Here is a 22155-nt window from a genome sequence, read left to right as displayed (position 1 = left end):
CCCAATACAAGAAACCCCGCTCACTCGAGCGGGGTTTTTTATTGCCTGTAATTTATTTTTTAGATAATAAGTCTGGCTAATGCACAAAATCCAGTCTATTACATCGATAAACATTGCTATTCAGCCAGTATCACTGCCTTTCAAACGGCTCTATCTCTCTTTCTCACCTGGTTGAGCGCCAAGTATCTCCGGCTCAAACGCTATTCCCTTCCTTGATAATCACTATCGCCGGAAACGGGAGTGACAAGTACTTCAGGATCCATAGACTGTTTCTTTCATGTACAAGGAGCTGTCTATGTTGGGGATCCACGATCTGGCGTTGTTTGTCGTTTCTGGCCTGCTGTTGAACATGATGCCTGGGCCTGACTCCCTGCTCATCATGCTGCGCAGCGGCTCCCAGGGCTGGCGTGCAGGGTCCATGGCGGCATTGGGTATCGGGACAGGTACCATGGTGCATGTGTTGGCGGCGGCGCTGGGACTGTCTGCCCTGTTGAGTGCCTCCGCCGAGCTGTTTGCCGTCATCAAGCTGATGGGGGCGCTCTATCTGGTCTATCTCGGTGTGTCCATGCTCTGGCAGAGGAGTGGCACTTCAACGTCTGTGGATGGGGCTGTGGCGCTGCCTGCGCTCTCTTATGGGCGCATCTTCCGGCAGGGGTTGCTCACCAATGTCCTCAATCCCAAGGTGGCGCTCTTTTTTCTCGCTTTTGTGCCCCAGTTCATCGATCCCGCTTCACCGCAAAAGGCGATGGCATTCATCGTGCTGGGCTGCATCTTCAATCTCAACGGCATGATCTGGTGCCATCTGCTGGCATTTTCCACCGCGTTTGCAAGCCGCAAGGTGCGACTACCCACCCGGGTGGCCACCTGGCTGAATCGTGTGATGGGGGGGCTGTTCGTGGGGCTTGGTATCAAGCTGGCGGTGGAGTGAGCAGGTAAACACCGGGCATAGAAAAAGGCGTATCCCATCGCTGGGATACGCCTTCGTCTGCACTGCAGCAGAATGACCGGGATCAGTTCATGCCGTAACGCTTGAGTTTCTTGCGCAGGGTGCCGCGGTTGATGCCCATCATCACGGCGGCGCGAGTCTGGTTGCCACGGGTGTACTGCATGATCACGTCCAGCATGGGAGCTTCGACTTCGGAGAGAACCATATCGTACAGATCAATCACTTCCTGACCGTTCAACTGGGCCAGGTAGTTACGCAGGGCCTGTTGCACAGAGTCACGCAGGGGGCGTTGGGTCGGCTCGGCAGCGTGATTGTGAGTAGTTGTTACCAATGCATCAGAAGTCAGGGTTTGTTCGAACATATTCGGTCGGCTCTTTAGTTATGCGTTAACCTAATCCATCGAAATACGCTTCGAGTGCCTCGAGTTGTGCGTCTGCACAATCCAGGGCATTGAAGTGCTTACGGAATTCTCGGCCCGCCTCTTCTTCATCCAGATACCAGCCCACGTGTTTACGGGCAATGCGCGCTCCCAGATAGGCACCGTAAAACTGGTGCAGATTGGTGACATGCTCGTTCATCAGGGTGCGAACCTCTTCCCTGTCGGGAGGCGGCAGCTTGGTGCCCGTTTCAAGAAAATGGCGGATTTCCCGGAAAATCCAGGGTCGTCCTTGCGCAGCACGGCCGATCATCACGGCGTCGACACCGGTATAGTCGAGGACATACCGGGCTTTCTCCGGGCTATCGATGTCGCCATTGGCGACAACAGGAATCGATACGGCCTGCTTAATCGCCCTGATAGTGTCGTACTCCGCTTCGCCCTTGTAGAGGCAGGCACGGGTACGACCATGCACGGCAAGGGCCGCGATACCGCAATCTTCGGCGATTCGGGCGATCTCCTCGCCATTGCGGTTATCCGGATCCCATCCTGTGCGGATCTTCAAGGTGACAGGTACTTCCACCGCATCCACCACGGCCCGGCAGATGGATCTGACCAGGTCTGGCTGACGCAGCAGGGCGGAACCTGCCAGCTTCTTATTCACTTTTTTTGCCGGACATCCCATGTTGATGTCGACGATCTGAGCGCCCTGCTCCACGTTGTAGCGGGCAGCAAACGCCATCATCTCGGGGTCGGCACCGGCAATCTGGACCGATCGCAAGCCGCCTTCAGCAGAGTGATCCATTCTCATCCGGGTTTTCTGGGTATCCCAGACATCCGGGTTGGCCAGCAGCATCTCGGAAACGGCCATACCGGCTCCCAAACGTAAACAAAGTTCACGAAATGGTCGGTCTGTTACACCGGCCATGGGGGCCACGATCAGGGGAGTTTCAAGCGTGTGGGGACCTATCTGCATTCCACGGTTACCATCGGCTTAGGGCGGCGTATATTACGCATTTTTTAGTCAGGAGAAAAGGTTAGTATTTGAGCGTCAGCCATTTTTTTCTGAAAAAAACGTCGCGCCAAGGCTTGCAAATTCAGGAGTGCTTGAAAATCGGACATATTGTCTGTGACCATGGTCAGGAGGGCGCGAGTGAGGGGGATGGTGATTTGTGAGTCTCCCTCTCAAGCCGGTTTAGGCTATGATAGCGGGCCTGAATTGAGCAAAGACTCTACACAATTTCATTACAAACGGATCGGGGATGTATGACGGTAAAGTTCATCAAGTCGCTCTGCCCATGCCTGCTGGGTATCGTGCTGGGGTCGGCTCAGGCGCAGACGGTCAGCTTTACCGAGGCCTGGAGCCGGGTCATCCAGCAGGATGACGGCTTGGCGGCAGAGCAGGCCGGGGTGGAGCGGGCCCAGCAACTGCGGGAGGCGGCCAAGGCCATGTACCTGCCCAAGGTGGATGTGGGGGCCAGCTATACCCATCTCGATCAGCCGATGGAGCTGGACATGCTGGATCTCAACCCCATCGCCAATCATCCGGAATTCGGCAAGGTGCTGGGGCCTGTGATGCAGGCACTCAACCTCAGCCCGAGCGATTTCGTCACCCCCCTCACCAAGCAGAACGTGGTGACCAGTTCGGTCAAGATGCTATGGCCGCTCTTTACCGGCGGGCGCATCGATGCGGCCCAGGATATTCGTCAGGCCCAAGTGAGCGAGGCTGAGCAGTTGCTGGTGCTCAAACAGCAGTCCACCTTCGAGAGCCTCTCCCAGACCTACTTCGGGGTGGTGCTGGCGGCGCAGGTGGTGCAGACCAAGCAGGAGATCGAGCAGGGACTGGCACACCATCTGGATCATGCCAAGAAGCTCGAAGCCCAGGGGCAGATCGCCAAGGTGGAGCGCCTTTCGGCCCAGTCTGCCTATGACAGGGCACGTATCGATACCCAGAAGGCCAGGCGCAGCCTGGAGATCGCCCAGCTGGCGCTCGGCCACATGCTCAAGCTCAAGCAGGCTGAGCCCAATACCGCCCTCTTCATCAACGAAGGGATGCCAGCCTTGTCTCCCTTCGTGGAGGAGACCCTGTCGGTGCATCCCGGTCTCAAGCTGTTGACGGCCAAGAAGGAGCAGGCCCAGGGGATGATCAAGCTGGAGAAGGGCAAATACGCCCCCGAGCTCTTCCTGTTCGGCAACTACAACCTCTATGAAGATGATTCCATTGTCTCCAAGACCACACCGGACTGGCTGGTTGGTGTCGGGGTCAGCATGCCGCTGGTGAGTCGTGATGGCCGCTCCGAGACAGTCCAGGCAGCCAAGAGCGCCGAACTCCAGGTCAACCTGCTGCAAGCCAAGACCCGCCAGGATCTGGAGCTGCTGGTCGAGAAGACCTGGCGCGAGGCTGCCCAGGGACTGGAGGAGTATCACTCTCTCTCCTCGACCCAGGCGCTGGCCGAGGAGAACGTGCGGTTGCGTGACAAGGCATTCGGTCAGGGGCTCTCCACTTCCCTTGATGTGGTCGATGCCCAGACCCAGCTTGCCGGGGTCAAGACCCAGCGCGCCGCCGCCGCCTATCAATACGTGATCTCCCTGGCCCGCCTGTTGGCACTCTCCGGTCAGATGAACAGTTTCAACCAGTATCAGCATGGTCAGGCGATCGAGGTGAACTCATGATCGCGCGCTCTTCCATTCCGTTATTCATGTCCGTTTCGACCGCCAAGGGTCGCCCGTTTGCCGAGGTGAATTCATGAGTCATCCCCCCATCAAGAAGAAGATGAGCCAGGGCAAGCCCTGGCTGCTGCCACTGGCGCTGGTATTGCTTGTGCTCTGGCTGGGCTGGCGCTTCTGGCTGGCCTATCAGCCGGAGCCGGTGCGTCTGCAGGGGCAGATAGAGGCGCAGCAGTATTCGGTCTCTTCCAAGGTGGCGGGCCGCATTGACGAGGTGCTGGTGAAGAAGGGGGATCAACTGACCAGGGGCCAACTGGCGTTCACTTTGGCGAGCCCGGAGATCGAGGCCAAGCTGAGTCAGGCCAAGGCCGGGCAGGCCGCGGCTGGCGCCATGGCCGAAGAGGCCGAGAAGGGGGCGCGAGTGCAGCAGATCGCGGCCGCCAAGGACCAGTGGCAACAGGCCAAGGCGGCTGCCCTGCTTCATGGCAAAACCTACGAGCGCATTGCCAGCCTGCATCGGGATGGCGTGATGTCGCTGCAAAAGCGTGACGAGGCCTGGACGGCCTGGCAGGCGGCGAAGTACAGCGAGGGCATGGCCTGGCAGCAATACCAGATGGCGCTGGAAGGGGCGCGGGAAGAGACCAAGATCGCGGCCCGCGAGCAGGCCAAGATGGCGGCTGGCGGCGTGGCGGAAGTGGAAGCCTATCTGGCCGATACCCGCATCGCCAGCCCCCACGAGGGGGAAGTTGCCCAGGTGCTGCTGCGTAGCGGCGAGCTGGCTCCCCAGGGCTTCCCCGTGGTGACCCTGCTCGACATGAAGGATGCCTGGGCCCAGTTCCATGTCCGTGAGGACCTCCTGCCAAGGTTTCCGGTCGGTACCGAGTTTGATGCCCGTATTCCCGGCCTGGGGGATCAGCTGGTGCGCTTCAAGGTGACCCATGTGGCCGTGATGGGGGATTTCGCCACCTGGCGTGCCACCGACACCCGCCAGGGGTTCGACATGAAAAGCTTCCAGGTGGAAGCGCGCCCCTTGCAGCCGGTTGACGGGCTGCGGGTCGGCATGAGCGTGCTGGTCGAGCTCTGATGGGACGCGAATGGCGGTTGCTCTGGCAGGACCCGTTCGGCCGGGCGCTGGCGAGCTGGGTCCCCTTGGTGCTGATAGGGATCCTGTGCTGGATCTTTTCAGCCGGCCTGGCGCGGGATCTCAAGGTCGGTCTGGTGGATCAGGATCGCAGCCCCCTCTCCCGACAACTGGCGTTCTCTCTCGATGGCTCCGCCGGGCTCAAGATAGCGCAGCAGTTTGACGCCATCGACGAGGGGGCCAGGGCACTGCGAGGGGGGGACATCTATGCCCTGGTGGTGATCCCCCATCACCTGGAGCGGGATGCCCGGCAAGGCACTCAGCCGCAGGTCACCGTGTTCAACAATGGCCAGTTCATCCTGATTGCCAAGCTGGTCAACTCCGCACTGGCCCAGGTGGTCGGGACGCTCAATGGCCAGGTGGGCGTGCTCTCGGCCATGGCCGACGGCAAGACGCTGCCCGGTGCCCTGGGACAATCCGTACCCATTGCGAGCCAGGTTACCGCGCTCTACAACATCAATTCCAGCTACGCCCAGTTTCTGCTGAGCGCCCTGCTGCCTGCGGTGTGGCAGATCCTGGTTGTGCTCTATGGCCTGAACGCCCTGGCCCGCACCGATCGCCTCGGGTTGGACTGGACCACCAGAGGGGTCTGGTTCGGCCTCTGGCGTACCCTGCTGCCCCACGTGCTCATCGGCTGGGGGTGGGGTCTGGCGTGGAGTCTGCTGCTGTTCAAGGGGCTTGGGTACCCCATGCAAGGCAGTTGGCTGGTGCTGACGGCGGGGCTGGGACTGGCGTCGGCCGCTTGCGTCACCATGGGGGCCTTCTTCTACGGCATCATCCGGGATCCGGCGCGGGCGCTCTCTCTGGCCGGCGCCTACACGGCGCCGGGATTTGCCTTCATGGGGGTCACCTTTCCGGTCAGCGCCATGGGGGATGTGGCCCAGTTCTGGCGCAGCCTGCTGCCCATCTCCCACTATGTGGAGCTGCAGATTGGGCAAACCAACTACGGTCAACCGTTGACGGCAGCCCTGCCCCAGCTCGGGGCCCTGCTGCTGTTTCTGCTGCCCCTGCTGCTGGTGGTACACCGCTACCGGACGCCGTCGGGCGCGGCCCTGCCCCATGAGGAGTCCAGGCCATGATGGGATTCTGGGATCTGGTGCGCCTTGAGCTGCGCACCCTCTTGGCGGATCGCGCCATCATGCTGACCCTGTTTGGCGGCGTCTTCTTCTACTCCTTCCTCTACCCCCAGCCCTACCTGCATCAATTGCCCAGGGAAGAGCCCGTGGTGGTGGTCAACGAGGATGGCAGCCAGCTTTCCCGCCAGCTGGAGTTCATGGCCGATGCCACGGCGCAGGTGAAACTGGTGGCCCGTGCCGGTTCGCTCGACGAGGCCCGCCAGATGATGCTGACCGGCAAGGCGAGCGGCATCTTGCACATTCCCCGCCACTTCTATAGGGATCTGATGCTGGGCAGGAGCGTGACCCTGGGTTATGCCGGGGATGCCTCCTACTTCCTGGTCTATGGCACCATTGCCGAAGGGCTGGCCCAGGCGGGGGGCACGCTCGCCGCCCAGGTGAAGGTGGCCAGGCTGTTGAGCCAGGGTGAGGCGCTGCCCCAGGCCGCCATGGGCTGGAACGCGGTGGCCCTCAATGTGCTGCCGGTATTCAACCCCACCATGGGCTATGTGAACTACGTGGTGCCTGCGGTATTCGTGCTGATCCTGCATCAGGTGTTGCTGATGGGGACCGGCATCCTGGGGGCGACCCAGAACCAGCGCAGCCGCCGTGGCGAGTCAGGCTACTGGCAACATGCTCCCGTGCCGGCCTTGTTGCTGGCCCGCACCCTGGTGGTGGGGGCTCTTTTCGTCCTTCCGGTGACCTACTTCTTCGGCTTCTGCTTCGATCACTACGGTATTGCCCGCACCGCTGTACCCGGCGAACTCTGGCTCTTTACCCTGCCGTTCCTGCTGGCCACCACCTGGCTCGGGATCGTGCTCGGCGCCCTGTTCACCCGCCGTGATCTACCGACCCAGGTGGTGCTTGTCTCCTCTTTGCCGCTGGTCTTCCTGGCCGGCTTTATCTGGCCCCTTGAGCTCATCCCGGCCCCCCTCAACTGGCTGGCCCAGTGGGCACCGAGCACGCCGGCCATCGAGGGATTCCTGCGCCTCAATCAGATGGGGGCCGACTTTGCCCAGGTCTCCCGCTACTGGTGGCAGTTGTGGGGACTGGCGCTGCTGTATGGCGCTCTGGCGTGCTGGTTGCTCCGATGGCGTCAACCGTGCCCTGCAACGCGGCCGGATGATGGGACGACAGCGTCTTCCACCGACTAGGCCCCTTGCAACAACACGGTCAGCCATTGGGCTGACCGTGTTGCCATTCACAGGGATCATGGCTGATTCAGACCCGAATCGCCGATGGCATAGATCTGACCGCACGCCTCCTGGTCGGTGAGCAGTTGCAAACCCCGTATCGCCACATCCTGGCGCCTGACCAGGCCATGCCTCTCCTGCCCCTGGCTCAGGATGGCCTGACCCGTGGGCTCCCCATCCTGCAACCCTGCGGGGCGTAAAATGGTCCACTCAAGGGTGCTTGTCTGCAGCCAGCTTTCCGCCAGGCTCTTGAGGCGTACCTCGTGTCCGAAGGCGGCGCGAGCCCGTTCGGGCAGGTATTGCCAGCTGTCGCCACAACCGAGGGAGGTGACCAGCAGCAGGCGGCTGAGCCCGGCGTGCTCCATCTCGTCGATCACATGGCGGTTGCCCTGATAATCCACCGGTGCACTCTGGCGAAAGCTGCCGAGGGTGGAGACTACCCGGGCATCCCTGTCCGCCAAGCGGCAAGCCTGGGCCACGGCCTGGGGGTCCAGGGCATCCCCGATGACGACCTCGACTCCCAGGGTATGCAGCTCGCTGGCCATGTCGGCATGGCGCACCAGGGCAACGACCCTGTGGCCCAGTTGCAGTGCGTGGTCGGTGAAGGCGCGGCCCAGTCCTCGACTGGCACCGAAGATGAGTGTGGTTGGCATGACAGGCCCTCTCGAACAAAAGAGCAAGCCTAGAGCCTGGATGGCTCTCTGTAAATGAGAGTGGTTTTTATTTGTGAGGTGCAGGGGATATGAAGGGCCGGACATCAGGGACGCCGGCCCGACGGGATCAACCGTTGTAATGGCCGATGCTGGGACGGCGGCTGGGTCCGCTCAGGTGGATGTCCACCGGATTGAACGCCTTGATCGCCTCATAGCTGAAATCACCGATGGCCTGATGCAGGCTCTGGGGGCTGTGGTTGGTGATGATGATGACGCTTTTGGACAGGTTGCGACGACGGCGCAGCAGGTGGCCGAGGAAGCTGGACTGACTCTCGGCCATCTTGGCACGGTTGGCCGCCACCTCGTCGATGATCAGCAGGTCCACCTCTTCCAGGGCGCGGCGGTACTGGTTGCGCTCCTCCTGATCCTGGATGACGTTGAAAAAGAGCCTGTCCACGATGGAGGCCCACTGCTGGAAGATCACCGACTTCTGGTGGCGCGCGATCAACTCGTGGGCCACGGCACCCGCCAGGGTGGATTTGCCGGTGCCGTAATCGCCGTAGATCAGCATGCAGCCCCCGCCGCTCTTCTCCCAGTGCTCGAAACCGCTGATGAAGTAGCGGGCTGTCTCGATGGGGTATTGCAGGGCCGGGTCACCGGAATCCATCTTGTCGAAGATCCAGTCCGGATTGAGGTCGGCCTGGGCGATCAGCTTCTGGATCCGCTCCTGGCGGGCGGCCTTCTGCAACTCGCGCACTTCGGCATTGGCCTTGGCGTCGTACTCCTTGCGCAGGGTCCCGTAGTCGTACTGGCTGCCGCCGGTTGCGGCCCGCAGTCGGAGAATACGTTGCTGCAGGCTGCTGACGTGACGCTTGAGCTCGGGATCATGAGCCCGTTGCTCCTGTCTCGCCTTGGCGATTTTCTGGCGTTTGGCCTCGATCTCTTCCAGTGCCTGGCGCATCGGGTCGTGCGGATCTGTCATGGAATTCTCCTTCTGCTAGGGCTGTGGCTGGATGGGCAGGGGGTCAATAGTGCACTTCGTGGCCGCCTGGTATCAATCATTCTCCGGCTCCTGAGCTTGTGCCAGCCGTTTGGCCTCATCGATCATCTCTTGCGCCCGGCGGCTCGGGCCAGCCTCTACCGGGGCTGGCGCGACCTGCTGGTACCCGGTGACCACGGTCGCCGGGCGGCGGGCGTAGCGCCGACTCTTGAGGGCCCGAATAAATTTCAACATCCACTGGTGATGGGAGTCGAACACCTCGGGGCGGCCGAGCCAGTAGGCGATGAACTCCCCGAGATCCTCTTCGCTGTAGCTGGCATCGATCACCCCGCACAGGCGTGCGAGAGCAGGCAGTTCTTCGTCCGGACGCCACTGCAGGTGCATCTGGAACGGGCGTGCCGGCAGGGGGCTGCGCACCCGCTGGCTCAGCAACGGCAACTGGAAAGGGCACTGGTGGTAGTGCTCACTGTCAGCCTGGGCCTCGACCTGAAGCAGTTCGGCCTCCATCAGTTCGTCGAGCAGCTCGGTCAGCTGGCGAGCGTTGACCTGATAGCTGAAACCACCGGGATTGCCCGGATCGACGACAGCCAGTGCCCGGCCAAGCTCGGGATAGTTGAGTCGGGCCAGCCGATTTTCCAGCACCAAGCGGCGCAGTTGCAGGGTATAGAGGCTGCGGGCCGGATGGGAGAGTCTGGGATGGGCGAGGGCGCTGTATTCGGCTGGCGTCATGGTCTGCTTCACGATCTGGAGTGGAGGGCATTATCCCTCATGGCGGTGCCTCATACAATTCATGGTGCCGACCTGCGAGAGAACGGCTGCCGGGCGACGGTTGTCAATCATCTTTGCGCAAGGGGGCGAGCAAAATAGTCGGACCATTTCAAACGCTTGGCAGATACCAAGGCCAGCCCGGCTCGCTGCTCGACAATATTGTGTGGCGGTATCCAGTGCCCATGATCTAGTCTTAATGCTCAAATAACCATTTGACTAATAAGAGCTTTGTCAAGATGTCAAAAGCCGGACTACGGATCTTGGTGGTAGAAGACGAAGCGGTTTTTCGCCACTCACTGGTATCTTATCTCGAGCACGACGGGGCCTGCGTCTTTCAGGCAGAAGACGGGATTGAGGGACTCTCTGCCGCAGCGCTCTATCACCCCGATGTGGTGTTGTGTGATCTGAACATGCCGAACATGGATGGCCATGAGGTAATTGCCTGCCTCACCGCCCGCTATCCACAGGTGCCCGTCATCGTCATCTCCGGTCAGGATCAGATGGCTGCGATCGAGCGTGCGCTGCGGGCGGGGGCCAGGGACTTCTTCATCAAACCGGTGAATGACTATGAGCAGATCCGCCGCAGCATCGAGCAATGCCTGACAAACCTCGGGCATCAGAGCCAGCAACTGGAGCTGATGGAGCACATCGACTTCTTCCGTGGCCACGATCTGGCGAGCAGCCGGCTGCTCGCCTGGTTGGCCCCCCCTGGCATGCAGGAGTGGGGGCCCTGGCAGGTCACCTTTGCCGGCATGGGCAATCTCTTCATCCCGGATACCTTCAAACTGGACGACAAGCTGCTGGTACTGGTGATGGAATTGCCCATCCTCGGTGTGGATGCAGCCTTCTGTGGTGCCTTGGTGCGATCCCTGATGAACGGCCCCTATCGCCAATACCAGCAACAAGAGAGCCTGCTGTTGACCCAGCCACACCGATTGCTGGATTACCTCAATCTGCAACTGCTGGAGTCGGGCCTGCGTCACTCCTTTGCCATGGCGGCCCTGCTGTTCGATCAGGAGGATGGGCTGCTTTTTGCAAATGCCGGGCTCACCTCACCTCACTGGTTGATGCGTGCAGGGGGGTTGCCGCTCGGCTTGATGCGCAGCAGTCGCTACACGTTGCACAGGCGAAGCTGGCACGAGCCCTTTGATCTGCAGTTTCGCAGTGACAGCGGCAGCGCCCTGACGATGCAGGTTCGTCACCACTGACGCCGTGAAGTGAACACATGCAAACAGGGCGCCCATGGGCGCCCTGTTTGGTCTCTGCTGTCCTGACCGGTCAAACGGTCGCAGACTGCAGTTTCTGCTCTTGTTCTTCGGGCTCTTTGGCCGGGCCTTCGGCACCGTGCATCCAGTAGACCAGGCGGTTGGCCATGGTCAGCAGGATGAGGGCGCTGATCACGGCGGCCAGTGCGATGCCACCGAAGATGGCCATGGCACCGGATTCGCCGACGAAGGATCCGATGAAGCCGGCGGCATAGTTGGCCAGGGCCACGAAACCGAACCAGGCACCCATCATCAGGGAGGCCAGGCGCAGCGGAGCCAGCTTGGTCACCATGGAGAGACCGATGGGGGAGAGGCAGAGCTCGCCCAGGGTATGGAACAGGTAGGCACCAACCAACCAGAACATGGAGGTCTTGACAGCCTGATCACCACCTTGCTCCAGCACGGCACCGATCATGAACAGGAAGCCGACGGCCAGGAACAGCAGGCCCATGGCGAATTTCACCGGGGAGTTCGGCTCTTTCTTGCCGAGCTTGATCCAGATGGCGGCCACGACAGGGGCCAGGGTGATGATGAAGAAGGGGTTCAGGGACTGGAACCAGGCGGTCGGCACTTCGAAGCTGCCGATCATGCGGTCGGTATACTCCTGGGCATACAGGTTCATCAGACCACCGGCCTGCTCGAAGCCGGCCCAGAAGATGATGGTGAACAGGCCCAGTACCAGGATCACCTTGATGCGATCCACTTCCTGTTTGGTCAGGGGCGCTTTTTGCTCCTTGGAGCGCTGCAGGGCGGCACGCTGGGCGGCGGGCACACGGCCGATGTCGCCAAGGAAACGCTGGGCCATGGTGGCCTGCACGACCAAGGAGAGCAGCATGCCGATACCGGCGCTGATGAAGGCGGCTTGCCAGCCATAGGCGGTGGCGGCGGCGCCGCAGATCACGCCGGCCAGCAGGGAGCCCAGGTTGATACCCATGTAGAAGATGGTGAAGGCGCCGTCACGACGGTGATCCCCTTCTTTATACAGGTCGCCCACCATGGTGGAGATGTTCGGTTTGAACAGGCCGTTGCCCACGATCAGCAAGCCAAGGCCGGCATAGAAGACGGTGTTGACCATGTCAGGGAACATGGCGTGAGGCAGTGCCAGGGTAAACTGGCCGGCGGCCATCAGCACGGCACCGAACAGGATGGCACGGCGCTGGCCCAGGAAGGTATCGGCGAGCCAGCCGCCGATGATGGGGGTGATGTAGACCAGACCGGTATAGATGCCGTACAGCTTGAGGGCGTCGGCCTGGGTCCAGCCCATGCCACCGTTGGCGGTCAGGTCGGTCAGATAGAGGACGAGCACGGCACGCATGCCGTAATAGGAGAATCTCTCCCACAGTTCGGTACTAAAGAGCAAAAAAAGCCCTTTAGGGTGACCTAAAAAGGTCCCTTTGGACGGGTTATTCATTGGAACTTCCACCTGTGTCTTATATTTTTTTAGAAATTTTATGCAAGGGCTAGGAACAAGCCTTAATCCTTATAGAACAAGCGACTTTAAATTACAATATTATGATTTAGCGATATTTTATCTATCAATGGTTGAATATTTGTTTATAAAATGAAAAAGGGCATCGAATGATGCCCAGTTTTTTATTCTGCTTATCTTGTAAATATTCAGAGATTACAGCTCTTTGGCAAACTGCTTCAGCCAGCTGGTGAATTCTTTGCTGAGTTCCCGATGGCGCACGGCGTATTCCACATTGGCCTTCATGTAACCGAGCTTGCTGCCGCAATCGTGGCTGCGTCCCTTCATGAAGTAGGCATTGACCTGCTCCTTTTCCATCAGCATGGCGATGGCATCGGTCAGCTGGATCTCGTCGCCGGCACCGGCCGGGGTTTTTTCCAGCAAGGGCCAGATATTGGCCGAGAGCACATAGCGACCGACCACGGCCAGGTTGGACGGGGCTTCATCCCGGGGTGGCTTCTCGACGATGGCCTGCATCGGCAGGGACATGCCTTCGCTCAGGGCCTCCCCCTTGATGTCGGCGATGCCGTATTTGTCCACTTCGCTCTCGGGGACGGCTTCCACCATGATCTGGCTGATCTGCTCCTCTTCGAACAGATGCACCATCTCCGCCAGGTTGTCCTGCTTCAGATCGCTGGCCACCTCGTCGATGAGCACATCCGGCAGCAGAACGGCGAAGGGTTGATCCCCGATGAGGGGGCGGGCACACAGTACTGCATGGCCCAGGCCTTTTGCTTCCCCTTGACGCACGTGCATGATGGTCACGTCTTTGGGACAGATGTGCTGAACCTCTTCCAGCAGTTGGCGCTTGACCCGCTTCTCCAGGGTCGCCTCCAGCTCGAAGCTCTTGTCGAAGTGGTTCTCGATGGAGTTCTTGCTTGAATGGGTCACCAGGATGATCTCCTTGATGCCGGCGGCGATGGCTTCGCGCACCACATACTGGATCAGCGGCTTGTCGACCACTGGCAGCATCTCCTTGGGGATGGCCTTGGTGGCGGGCAGCATGCGGGTACCCAGACCGGCAACGGGGAGAACGGCCTTGCGAACAACGAGCGGTGTCTTTTTCATGGAGTGAGTCCGAAGATACAAAGTGGGCTCATGATACCCGAAGAAAAATAGGGCAGCCACAGGCTGCCCTTGGGATGACAGGGATTCAAACCGGTTACTTGACGATAATCATGTCCCGGTTTGCTTCCAGCGTGGCAGGTCCGATGCCACTGACGTCCGCCAGTTGATCGACGGAGGTGAACTTGCCCTGCTTCTCCCTGTGGTCGATGATGGCCTGTGCCTTCTTCTCGCCAATGCCCTTCAGGGCGGTGAGCTCGCCGGCACTGGCGGTATTGAGATTGATCTTGCCGCTCTCCTTGACTTGGGTGGTGGCCACAGGCTTGGTCGCCGCCTTGTCGGCGGCCAGCAGAGGTTGGCTCAACAGGGGGAGGCAGCCCAGCAGCAGTGCGGCGATCAGGGTCTTCTTGTTCATATCGTCATGTCCTTATGTGGCGTTAGTATCACATTTATCATTAGCTGTGTTGCGTCACTTTTTGTCTGTCAGTTTTGACACTGTATAAGTCAGTGCAAACGGCTATAAGCCGAAGATACTCACTCGGTTACACTGACCAACCCTTTGAGCGAGAACTCTTTTCCATGTATCTACCCGCCATTTCCGAACTGGAGCCCATCGCCCGCGCTGCCGGTGAGGCCATCATGTCCATCTACAGCCAGCCCTTTGCGGTGGAGTACAAGCAGGACGAGAGCCCGCTGACGGCGGCGGACAAGGGGGCCCACGAGGTGATCGTTCAGGCGCTGGCGCGTCTCACTCCCGATATCCCGGTCTTGTCGGAAGAGTCCTCCCCCGAGGTGATGGCTGCGCGACTCGGCTGGTCCCGTTACTGGCTGGTGGATCCTTTGGATGGCACCAAGGAGTTTGTCTCCCGCAACGGCGAGTTCACGGTGAATATCGCCCTGATTGAACAGGGGACACCGCGCTGGGGGCTGGTCTATGCCCCGGTACTGGACAAGCTCTGGTATGGGGGCAAGGGGATTGGCGCCTGGCGTGTGGCTGATGGCAGGCACGAGACCATCCAGACCCGTCCTCATGACGCTGGGCAAGTGTGGCGCGTGGTGGGCAGTCGCAATCACCTGTCGCAGGAGACACTCGAGTATCTGGCCCGTTTTGGCGAACTGGAGCGGGGCGAGATCGAGCTGGTTTCCATGGGCAGCTCTCTGAAGTTTTGCATCATTGCCGAGGGGGAGGCCGAGCTTTACCCGCGGCTCGCACCGACCTGCGAGTGGGATACGGGGGCTGCTCAGGCGGTACTGGAAGGGGCGGGGGGCAGCGTCACCCAGCTCGATGGTTCGCCGCTTTGCTACAACAAGCCCGATATCCTCAATCCCTGGTTTGTGGCCAGGGCCTGAGTCACCATCGGATACGAAAAGGCCGGACAGTGTCCGGCCTTTTTCTTGTCAGCCTTGATGGGCTCAGAAGACTTTCTTGAACGGTTTGATGGTCACCCTGGCGTAGACCCCTGCCGCAACATAGGGGTCCGCATCGGCCCAGGCCTGGGCGTCTGCCTGGCTGGCAAAGTCGGCGATGACGGTGCTGCCGGTGAAGCCCGCATCGGCCGGATCCTCGGCATCGATGGCCGGGTTGGGGCCGGCCGTCAGCAGTCGGCCCTCATCCTGCAAGGCTTGCAGGCGGGCCAGGTGGGCAGGGCGTGCCAGCTTGCGCTGGGGCAGGCTGCCCGCGACATCTTCGGAGTAGATCAGATACCACATGGAATAATCCCTTTCTGGTTGCGGTTATTTTTTCTGTTCTGCGTTCTGCTCGGCCGGCATGTGGCGATAGAGATAGACGCCGCTGAGCAGGGTGAAGACCAGGGTCATGCCCAGCAGGCCGAACACCTTGAAGTTGACCCACATCTCCTGAGAGAGGTTGAAGGCCACGTAGAGGTTGAGCAGGCCGCACAGGGTGAAGAAGCCGACCCAGCCTAGATTGACGTTGTCCCAGACCCGGTCGGGGGCTTGGAGCTCCTTGCCCAGCATCTGCTTGATGAGGTTCTTGCCAAAGCCATAGCGGCCGATGAGCAGGGCGAGGGCAAAGAGCACATTGATGACGGTCACCTTCCACTTGATAAAGGCATCGTCGTGGAAGAAGACGGTGAGGCCGCCGAAGAAACCGACCAGCACGAAGGTGAACAACTGCATCTTCTCGACCCGGCGATAGCGAAGCCAGCTGTACAGGAGTTGCAGGCCGGTGACGACCACCAGGGCGCCAGTGGCGGTGTAGATGTCGTAAAACTTGTAGACCGCGAAGAAGACGATCAGGGGGATGAACTCGATAAACTGCTTCATGCTGGGCTCTAACCTCAAAATTTCACTCAGTGTACCTGCCCGTCAGACAACGGCAAATGAATAAGACCGTCCATTCTGCAGGCAGTTCCTTACCGGGGCGGCGGGTTACTCGAACAGCTGGCTGGCAATCTGGTTGCCAAGGCGCACCTGATCGTCCAGCAATGCGCGTATGTCTGCTTCCTCGATGAGGGGGTTGAGCAGGACGGCGCGCAGCAGCGTGAGCGGTTGCTCGCCATAGCGGGACACTGCGCGCTGGGTGCGTGAGACGAAGCTGTGCCCTTCGGCGCGCTGGGCTTTTTGCAGGGCGACGTTGAAGAGATTGATCTGTTCGTTGGCCGCCACATCGGGCACCTGACCTTGCAGGTGGGGCGGAATGCACCGGTAGGAGAGCAGGTTCATGACAGGTGCCGACATCAGCTCGAAGGCGGGGCTGGCGTCGATGAGCGCGGCCATTCGCCGCGCCCTGTCGTAGTTGGCGTCGATGAGTTGGGCATAACCCTGCTGTCCCAGCATCTGGAAGGCGGCATCCAGATAGAGCGCGTTGGCGGGACGGGTCCCCTCCAGAGTGAAACGCCCCTGATCGAAGGAGGTGGCGCGGATGGCGTAGGGAGCCTCGCGCTTCACCGTCATCATCAGGTCCGGTTGGCGGCAGAGCAGCATGCCGGTACCGAGCGGGACCAGCAACTGCTTGTGACCGTCAAGGGTGACGGTATCGGCGTGCTCTATCCCCGTAAGCAATCCCTGATAGCGGGGCGAGAAGAGGGTCGGACCACCCCAGGCCGCGTCCACGTGGAAGTGGATTTGCTCGCGCCGGGCGATGGCGGCCAGTTCCGGCAGCGGGTCGACGGAGCCAAAATCCGTGCTGCCAGCCACGCCGACCAGCGCCAGCACCTTGAGCTTCTGCTCCCTGCATTGTTGAAGGGCCTGTTCCAGCGCCGCCAGACTGAGCCGGTTGTGCTCGTCTGTGTCGAGACGCCAGACGCTGCGAGCCCCGAGTCCCAACAGATCCATCCCCTTGTCGAAGGAGTAGTGCATCAGCCGCGAGCCCAGAATGACGGCGCCGCGATAGCCCTGCTCGGCGAGGGCGAACAGGTTGTCGCCACAGGCCCGGTTGCGAGCCAGCCAGAGGGCGGTGACGTTGGCGATGGTACCGCCACTGGTCATGACGCCGAGGGCTGCATCCTTGGCATGCATCTGGGCTGCATAGAAGGCGTCGTCCTCGCGGTAGACCAGACGGTGCAGCTTGGCCAGCACTTCCCGCTCCAGAAAGCTCAGCAAACGGGAGGACTCCATCTTCATCGGGTTCTGGTTGAGCATCACCAAGAGCCGGGAGAGCTCGGCGGTGAAGGCTGGCAGCGGCGCCGTCATGTGTCCCATGTAGCGGGGAGAGGTGAGGTGCGATGCCCCGGGTACCAGGGTGGCGAGCCGTGCCAGATAGTCCCGGGGAGAGATGCCGGTGGCGGGCATGCACGACTGATCGAGCTGGTGGGTGAAGCTGCCCCGCTGATAGGGGGCCTGACTGTCGTCGGAATGATGGAAATGCTCCAGCAGGGCCGTCATGGCCTTGCCGAAATCAGGATCCGGTTGTGTAAACAGTTCAGTGAGCTTCATCGGGTTCTCCAGACCAGATTGTCGGGCAGACGCGGCCATCCGCATGGGCGGCGTCGGCGGCAGAGCATACACCAAAGGGGCGGGGGGCACAGCCATCTCTGGCCCTCCCTCTCCTCGCCCCTTTATTTTCAGCTAACACTTGTAGCCTGAAACGTCGGCCGCTAGAGTGGGCCGATAATGGGTTGGAGGTAATGATGGATGTGACGGGGTACTCCCCACGGGAAGAGTGGGCGAATCGCCTCAGCCATGGGCTGGGGCTGCTGCTGGGCGGGCTGGGACTGGTCTTGCTGCTGCACAAGGGGTGGGATCAGGGGCCCAGGGTACTGCTGAGCTACGGCGTCTACGGTGCCAGCCTGGTATTGCTCTATCTCGCCTCGACGCTCTACCACAGCGTGAGCTCGGTGGCGGCCAGACGCTGGAGCAAGCTGTTCGATCACTGCGCCATCTATCTGCTGATCGCCGGCACTTATACCCCCTTTCTGCTGGTGGCGCTCGATACGCCGCTGGCGCAAGGACTGATGGTGGTGATCTGGGGGCTGGCCCTGGCGGGGGTCGTGTTCAAGCTGATCTTCATCAATCGCTTCAAGAAGGTGTCGCTATTTACCTATCTGATGCTGGGCTGGCTGTCGCTGGTGGTCATCTACCAGCTCTATCTGCATCTGGATGGTACCGGGCTCCTTCTGCTGGGGCTGGGTGGTCTCATCTACAGCCTGGGAGTGATCTTCTATGTGGCCAAGCGCATTCCCTACAACCACGCCATCTGGCACCTATTTGTGCTGGGGGGCAGTCTGTGCCACTTCATGGCCATTTATGGCTACATCTGATGGCTAACCCTTAATTGGTATTTTTGTGCTCATGAAAGCCTGAATTCGTGCGGCACCCCACAGTTGCCCCCTTCGTTTGCTGACAAGCTAGTGCCAGTTCAGTTTGGAAAGGATGCAAACGATGAGTGAGATCGCGCTTTCCATCAGCATGCTGTCGCTGGTGGCAGTGCTGGGGCTCTGGCTGGGAAACTGGCGAGTCTATGGCGTGGGTTTGGGTATTGGCGGGGTGCTGTTCGGCGGCATCATAGTGGGCCACTTCGCCGGCTTGTCCGGCTTGAAGCTGGATGAGCAAACACTTCATTTTATTCAGGAATTCGGCCTGATCCTGTTCGTCTACACCATAGGCATCCAGGTCGGTCCCGGCTTCTTCTCTTCTTTGCGCAGTTCGGGCCTCAAGCTCAATGGCTTCGCGGCCCTGCTGGTTCTGCTCGGCTGCCTGGTGGCGGCAGCGTTGCACCAGCTGTTCGATGTACCTCTGCCGGTGATCCTCGGGGTCTTTTCCGGGGCCGTGACCAATACCCCGTCCCTGGGGGCTGGGCAGCAGATCCTGGCCGAGCTGGGGGCGGATCCTGGCTCCACCGGCCTGATGGGGATGGGCTATGCGGTGGCGTACCCGTTCGGGATCTGCGGCATCCTGCTCACCATGTGGCTCATCCGTATGTTCTTCCACATCAAGATTGAGGAGGAGGCGGTCGCTTTCGAGCAGCAGGCTGGCAAGACCAAGGAGAGTCTGCAAACCATCAACATTGCCGTGCGCAATCCCAATATGCATGGCCTGATGCTCCGCGAGATCCCGAGTCTGGACGAGGCGGACGTCATCTGTTCCCGCCTCAAGCGTGGCGACGAGCTGATGGTGCCAAAGCCCGACTCGCGCATCGAACTTGGCGACCTGCTGCACCTGGTGGGGGAGCGTCATGCCCTGCACAAGGTGCTGCTGGTGCTTGGAGAGGAGGTAGACACCTCCCTCTCCACCCGCGGGACCGATCTGCGGGTCGAGCGGGTGGTGGTCACCAATGAGCAGGTGCTCGGCAAGCGGATCCGCGATCTCGACATCAAGCAGAAATACGATGTGGTCATCTCGCGCCTGAATCGGGCCGGCATCGAGCTGGTGCCGACCAGTCAGACCAGTTTGCAGTTCGGTGACATCTTGAACCTGGTGGGGCGGCTCGATGCCATCGAGGCGGTCACCAGCGTGGTGGGCAACGTGCAGCAGAAACTGCAGCAGGTGCAGATGCTGCCCGTCTTCATCGGCATCGGGTTGGGGGTATTGCTCGGATCCATTCCCTTCTACCTGCCGGGATTCCCGGCGGCGCTCAAGCTGGGGCTGGCAGGGGGACCGCTGGTGGTGGCGCTCATCCTGTCTCGTATCGGCAGCATCGGCAAGCTCTACTGGTTCATGCCGCCGAGCGCCAACCTGGCGCTGCGGGAAATAGGCATAGTGCTCTTCCTGGCGGTGGTGGGGTTCAAGTCCGGGGCTGGCTTCATCGACACCCTGATCAACGGCGACGGTCCCGCATGGATGATGTACGGTGTGGCAATCACCCTCATCCCGCTGCTGCTGGTGGGTGTGCTGGCACGCCATTATGGCAAGCTCAACTACCTCACGCTGTGCGGTCTGCTGGCCGGCTCGATGACGGATCCTCCCGCTCTGGCATTTGCCAACGGTATGCACCCCACCAGTGGTGCCAGCGCACTCTCTTACGCGACCGTCTACCCCCTGGTGATGTTCCTGCGGATCATCTCGCCCCAGCTGCTGGCCATCCTGCTCTGGGCCGGTGTCTGACACCTCACGAGACGGGAGCCGATGAGGCTCCCGTCTTCGTTTTGTCACAATTGATGCTATTGATTTAATTAATTTTATTCATCTTCGACGTCCCTTCGTTTTCACCCCGAAACCCGGCTTCATTTCGGTCTGTTCATTCGATTTTTCTCACTGGTTTATGGCCTGATAAACGGGCACATTGGAGGCTGGAGCAATATGCCCTTCGATATTTCAGGAGAAACCATGAGCAATCAGCGCATCGTATTGGATCAGGATGTCGTCGTTACCCACTTGCAAGGCAAAATGTATCTGGTCGCCGCCGACGGGAGCCAGAGACTCGTTGCAGAAGGCGATGTACTGCCCAAGGATGCGGTATTGCTTGCGCCCGAAGGGGCCAGCTTCCAGGGAGGGGAGACCACGTTCACCCTGGGTTCCGGCGAGCGCCCCGAACAGGGTGACGCCGTGCTGGCGAACGCGGGTACGCCCGATGACATCGCCGCCTTGCAGCAAGCGATTCTGGACGGGACCGACCCCACCAAGGCATTCGAGGCGTCGGCGGCGGGCGGAGCCCCGGCCGCAGGCAATGCGGGGGGCGTGGCTGGTGCCAGCGGCAACGGCGGTTTCGTCACCATCGATCGTACCGGTGATGCAACCATATCCAGCGCAGGCTTTGACAGTGCGAACCCGGCTGGCGCGGCGCCGCTGGTGGATGCGCAAAGCAGCGAGGATGAGCTGGTCGACCTCACCGCTCCCGTCATCACCGTCTCTGCCCCCGACAACACCAACGATCGGACGCCGACCCTGACCGGTACCACGGATGCCCCCGCTGGCAGCACGGTGACTCTGGTGGTGACCGATGCCAATGGCAATCAGCAGACCCTGACCGCTACGGTACAACCGGATGGCAGCTTCAGCGTGGATGTCACCACACCGCTGGCCGAAGGGGGCTATCAGGTGACGGCCTCCGTGACCGATCCGGCCGGCAACACCGGCACCGCGACCGATGATGGCAGCGTGGACACTACGGCTCCGATCGTGACGGTGAATGCACCGGACAATACCAATGACAACACCCCGACCATCACGGGGACCACGGACGCCGCCCCCGGCAGCACGGTGACCCTTACGGTGACCGATGCCAACGGCAATCAGCAGACCCTGACCGCCACGGTACAACCGGATGGCAGTTACAGTGCGGATGTCGTGACGCCGTTGCCAGATGGGGGCTATGACGTGACGGCCAGCGTGACTGATCCTGCTGGCAACAGAGGCACGTCGAGCGACGATGGTAGCGTGGACACCACGGCGAACATCACGGTGAGCCTGGATGACGTGAACGCGGCCAATGTGGCCAACACGCCCATCAGCGGCACCTCCGATGTCGGCCCGAACCGCACCGTGACCCTGGTGATCAGCGATGCCACTGGTAAGAGCGTGACAGTCACTGCCGTCACCGATGCCGACGGCAACTACCAGACCCGCGCCGATCTGAGCGGGCTGGCGGATGGCAACCTGACCGTGGTGGCCAGCGTTACCGACGCGGCGGGCAACCCGGCCAGCGCCACCGACGACACTACCTTGCTCGATACCACTCCACCGAATGCCAGCATCACCCTGGATGGCAACATCACCCCTGACGATGTGATCAACGCGGCCGAGTCCAAGCAGGACATCGCCGTGACCGGTCGTGTGGGTGGCGACGTGAAAGAGGGCGACACCGTCACCCTGACCGTCAATGGCAAGGCCTTCACCGGTCTGGTCTTGGCCGACAAGACTTTCAGCATCAATGTGCCGGGTAGCGAGCTGGTGGCCGATGGGGACAAGGTGATCGACGCCAAGGTCACCACCACCGACGCGGCGGGCAACAGCACCACCGTGACCGATACCGAGGGTTACAGCGTCGACACCCAGGGTCCGAGCGTGGAAGTCAACATTATTGACGACCAGCTGACCGTGGGTGAAACCAGCGACGTCACCTTCACCTTCAGCGAGAAGGTGACCGGGTTCGAGCTGGG

General features: G+C 60.7%; 21 protein-coding genes. 10 read left to right on the top strand and 11 right to left on the bottom strand.

Annotation, left to right across the window (positions count from 1 at the left end):
- Positions 1–295 precede the first annotated feature (295 nt).
- Complete coding sequence (locus BGO64_RS03990; RefSeq protein ID WP_045521897.1) at positions 296–928, top strand: LysE family translocator; 633 nt, start codon at positions 296–298, stop codon at positions 926–928.
- An 82-nt stretch (positions 929–1010) separates the two neighbouring features.
- Here the strand turns inward: BGO64_RS03990 and fis are convergent, their stop codons facing one another.
- Entirely contained in the window at positions 1011–1307 is a 297-nt protein-coding gene (gene fis, locus BGO64_RS03985) for a DNA-binding transcriptional regulator Fis (protein WP_005309538.1), read from the bottom strand.
- Positions 1308–1332: 25 nt separating this feature from the next.
- Positions 1333–2298 (bottom strand): tRNA dihydrouridine synthase DusB, encoded by a 966-nt coding sequence (gene dusB / locus BGO64_RS03980; RefSeq protein ID WP_010675552.1) that lies wholly within the window; start codon positions 2296–2298, stop codon positions 1333–1335.
- A gap of 290 nt (positions 2299–2588) precedes the next feature.
- On the opposite strand from dusB, the gene BGO64_RS03975 reads away from it, so the two are divergent.
- The 4 genes from BGO64_RS03975 to BGO64_RS03960 all read left to right on the top strand — a co-directional run bounded on the left by BGO64_RS03975 (position 2589) and on the right by BGO64_RS03960 (position 7399).
- Positions 2589–3995, top strand: coding sequence for a TolC family protein (locus tag BGO64_RS03975; protein ID WP_052815573.1), 1407 nt, complete (start codon positions 2589–2591; stop codon positions 3993–3995).
- A 73-nt stretch (positions 3996–4068) separates the two neighbouring features.
- The gene (locus tag BGO64_RS03970) at positions 4069–5073 is read left to right on the top strand and encodes an HlyD family secretion protein (RefSeq protein ID WP_270672285.1); all 1005 of its coding nucleotides are present in this window, start codon (positions 4069–4071) and stop codon (positions 5071–5073) included.
- Positions 5073–6209 (top strand): ABC transporter permease, encoded by a 1137-nt coding sequence (locus tag BGO64_RS03965; RefSeq protein ID WP_270672286.1) that lies wholly within the window; start codon positions 5073–5075, stop codon positions 6207–6209. Before BGO64_RS03970 ends, BGO64_RS03965 begins: the two co-directional genes overlap by 1 nt.
- Positions 6206–7399: an ABC transporter permease gene (locus BGO64_RS03960; protein ID WP_286700216.1), complete on the top strand. Its 1194-nt coding sequence runs from the start codon at positions 6206–6208 to the stop codon at positions 7397–7399. The genes BGO64_RS03965 and BGO64_RS03960 overlap by 4 nt, the downstream gene beginning before the upstream one ends.
- Before the next feature lie 56 nt (positions 7400–7455).
- On the opposite strand, the gene BGO64_RS03955 is transcribed toward BGO64_RS03960, so the two are convergent.
- The 3 genes from BGO64_RS03955 to BGO64_RS03945 all read right to left on the bottom strand — a co-directional run bounded on the left by BGO64_RS03955 (position 7456) and on the right by BGO64_RS03945 (position 9820).
- Positions 7456–8091 carry an SDR family oxidoreductase gene (locus BGO64_RS03955; protein WP_286700215.1) on the bottom strand — a complete coding sequence of 212 codons (636 nt, stop codon included), beginning with the start codon at positions 8089–8091 and terminating at the stop codon, positions 7456–7458.
- 127 nt (positions 8092–8218) lie between these two features.
- Complete coding sequence (locus BGO64_RS03950) at positions 8219–9073, bottom strand: DnaA ATPase domain-containing protein (RefSeq protein ID WP_286700214.1); 855 nt, start codon at positions 9071–9073, stop codon at positions 8219–8221.
- Positions 9074–9145: 72 nt separating this feature from the next.
- Positions 9146–9820: a DnaT-like ssDNA-binding domain-containing protein gene (locus tag BGO64_RS03945; protein ID WP_286700213.1), complete on the bottom strand. Its 675-nt coding sequence runs from the start codon at positions 9818–9820 to the stop codon at positions 9146–9148.
- A gap of 275 nt (positions 9821–10095) precedes the next feature.
- Here BGO64_RS03945 and BGO64_RS03940 point away from each other — a divergent pair, with 275 nt between their 5' ends.
- Positions 10096–11067 (top strand): response regulator, encoded by a 972-nt coding sequence (locus BGO64_RS03940; protein WP_029314797.1) that lies wholly within the window; start codon positions 10096–10098, stop codon positions 11065–11067.
- 70 nt (positions 11068–11137) lie between these two features.
- Here the strand turns inward: BGO64_RS03940 and BGO64_RS03935 are convergent, their stop codons facing one another.
- The 3 genes from BGO64_RS03935 to BGO64_RS03925 form a co-directional block, all read right to left on the bottom strand.
- On the bottom strand, positions 11138–12535 hold the full coding sequence (locus BGO64_RS03935) for a peptide MFS transporter (protein ID WP_286700212.1): 1398 nt from the start codon (positions 12533–12535) through the stop codon (positions 11138–11140).
- Between the two features lie 213 nt (positions 12536–12748).
- Positions 12749–13660, bottom strand: a complete 912-nt coding sequence (gene galU, locus BGO64_RS03930) for a UTP--glucose-1-phosphate uridylyltransferase GalU (protein ID WP_010675542.1) — start codon at positions 13658–13660, stop codon at positions 12749–12751.
- A 94-nt stretch (positions 13661–13754) separates the two neighbouring features.
- Entirely contained in the window at positions 13755–14072 is a 318-nt protein-coding gene (locus BGO64_RS03925; protein WP_041213860.1) for a ComEA family DNA-binding protein, read from the bottom strand.
- Between the two features lie 164 nt (positions 14073–14236).
- On the opposite strand from BGO64_RS03925, the gene cysQ reads away from it, so the two are divergent.
- Positions 14237–15007 carry a 3'(2'),5'-bisphosphate nucleotidase CysQ gene (cysQ, locus tag BGO64_RS03920; RefSeq protein ID WP_039041322.1) on the top strand — a complete coding sequence of 257 codons (771 nt, stop codon included), beginning with the start codon at positions 14237–14239 and terminating at the stop codon, positions 15005–15007.
- A 63-nt stretch (positions 15008–15070) separates the two neighbouring features.
- Here cysQ and BGO64_RS03915 read toward each other — a convergent pair whose 3' ends face one another.
- The 3 genes from BGO64_RS03915 to BGO64_RS03905 form a co-directional block, all read right to left on the bottom strand.
- Positions 15071–15367, bottom strand: a complete 297-nt coding sequence (locus BGO64_RS03915; RefSeq protein WP_010675539.1) for a YciI family protein — start codon at positions 15365–15367, stop codon at positions 15071–15073.
- Between the two features lie 24 nt (positions 15368–15391).
- Positions 15392–15943 (bottom strand): septation protein A, encoded by a 552-nt coding sequence (locus tag BGO64_RS03910; RefSeq protein WP_010675538.1) that lies wholly within the window; start codon positions 15941–15943, stop codon positions 15392–15394.
- 105 nt (positions 15944–16048) lie between these two features.
- Complete coding sequence (locus BGO64_RS03905) at positions 16049–17554, bottom strand: aminotransferase class V-fold PLP-dependent enzyme (RefSeq protein ID WP_119196968.1); 1506 nt, start codon at positions 17552–17554, stop codon at positions 16049–16051.
- 191 nt (positions 17555–17745) lie between these two features.
- Here BGO64_RS03905 and trhA point away from each other — a divergent pair, with 191 nt between their 5' ends.
- The 3 genes from trhA to BGO64_RS03890 all read left to right on the top strand — a co-directional run.
- Complete coding sequence (trhA, locus tag BGO64_RS03900) at positions 17746–18378, top strand: PAQR family membrane homeostasis protein TrhA (protein ID WP_039041319.1); 633 nt, start codon at positions 17746–17748, stop codon at positions 18376–18378.
- 121 nt (positions 18379–18499) lie between these two features.
- The gene (locus tag BGO64_RS03895) at positions 18500–20161 is read left to right on the top strand and encodes a putative transporter (RefSeq protein WP_010675535.1); all 1662 of its coding nucleotides are present in this window, start codon (positions 18500–18502) and stop codon (positions 20159–20161) included.
- Positions 20162–20383: 222 nt separating this feature from the next.
- On the top strand, positions 20384–22155 hold a 1772-nt coding region (locus BGO64_RS03890; protein WP_286700211.1), incomplete at its 3' end, for a retention module-containing protein.

Source organism: Aeromonas sp. 62-46 (assembly GCF_001898585.1).
GTDB classification, from domain to species: Bacteria; Pseudomonadota; Gammaproteobacteria; order Enterobacterales; family Aeromonadaceae; genus Aeromonas; species Aeromonas caviae.
The sequence above is the reverse complement of the archived record's forward strand: the minus strand, read 5'-3'. Positions and strand labels throughout refer to the sequence as shown.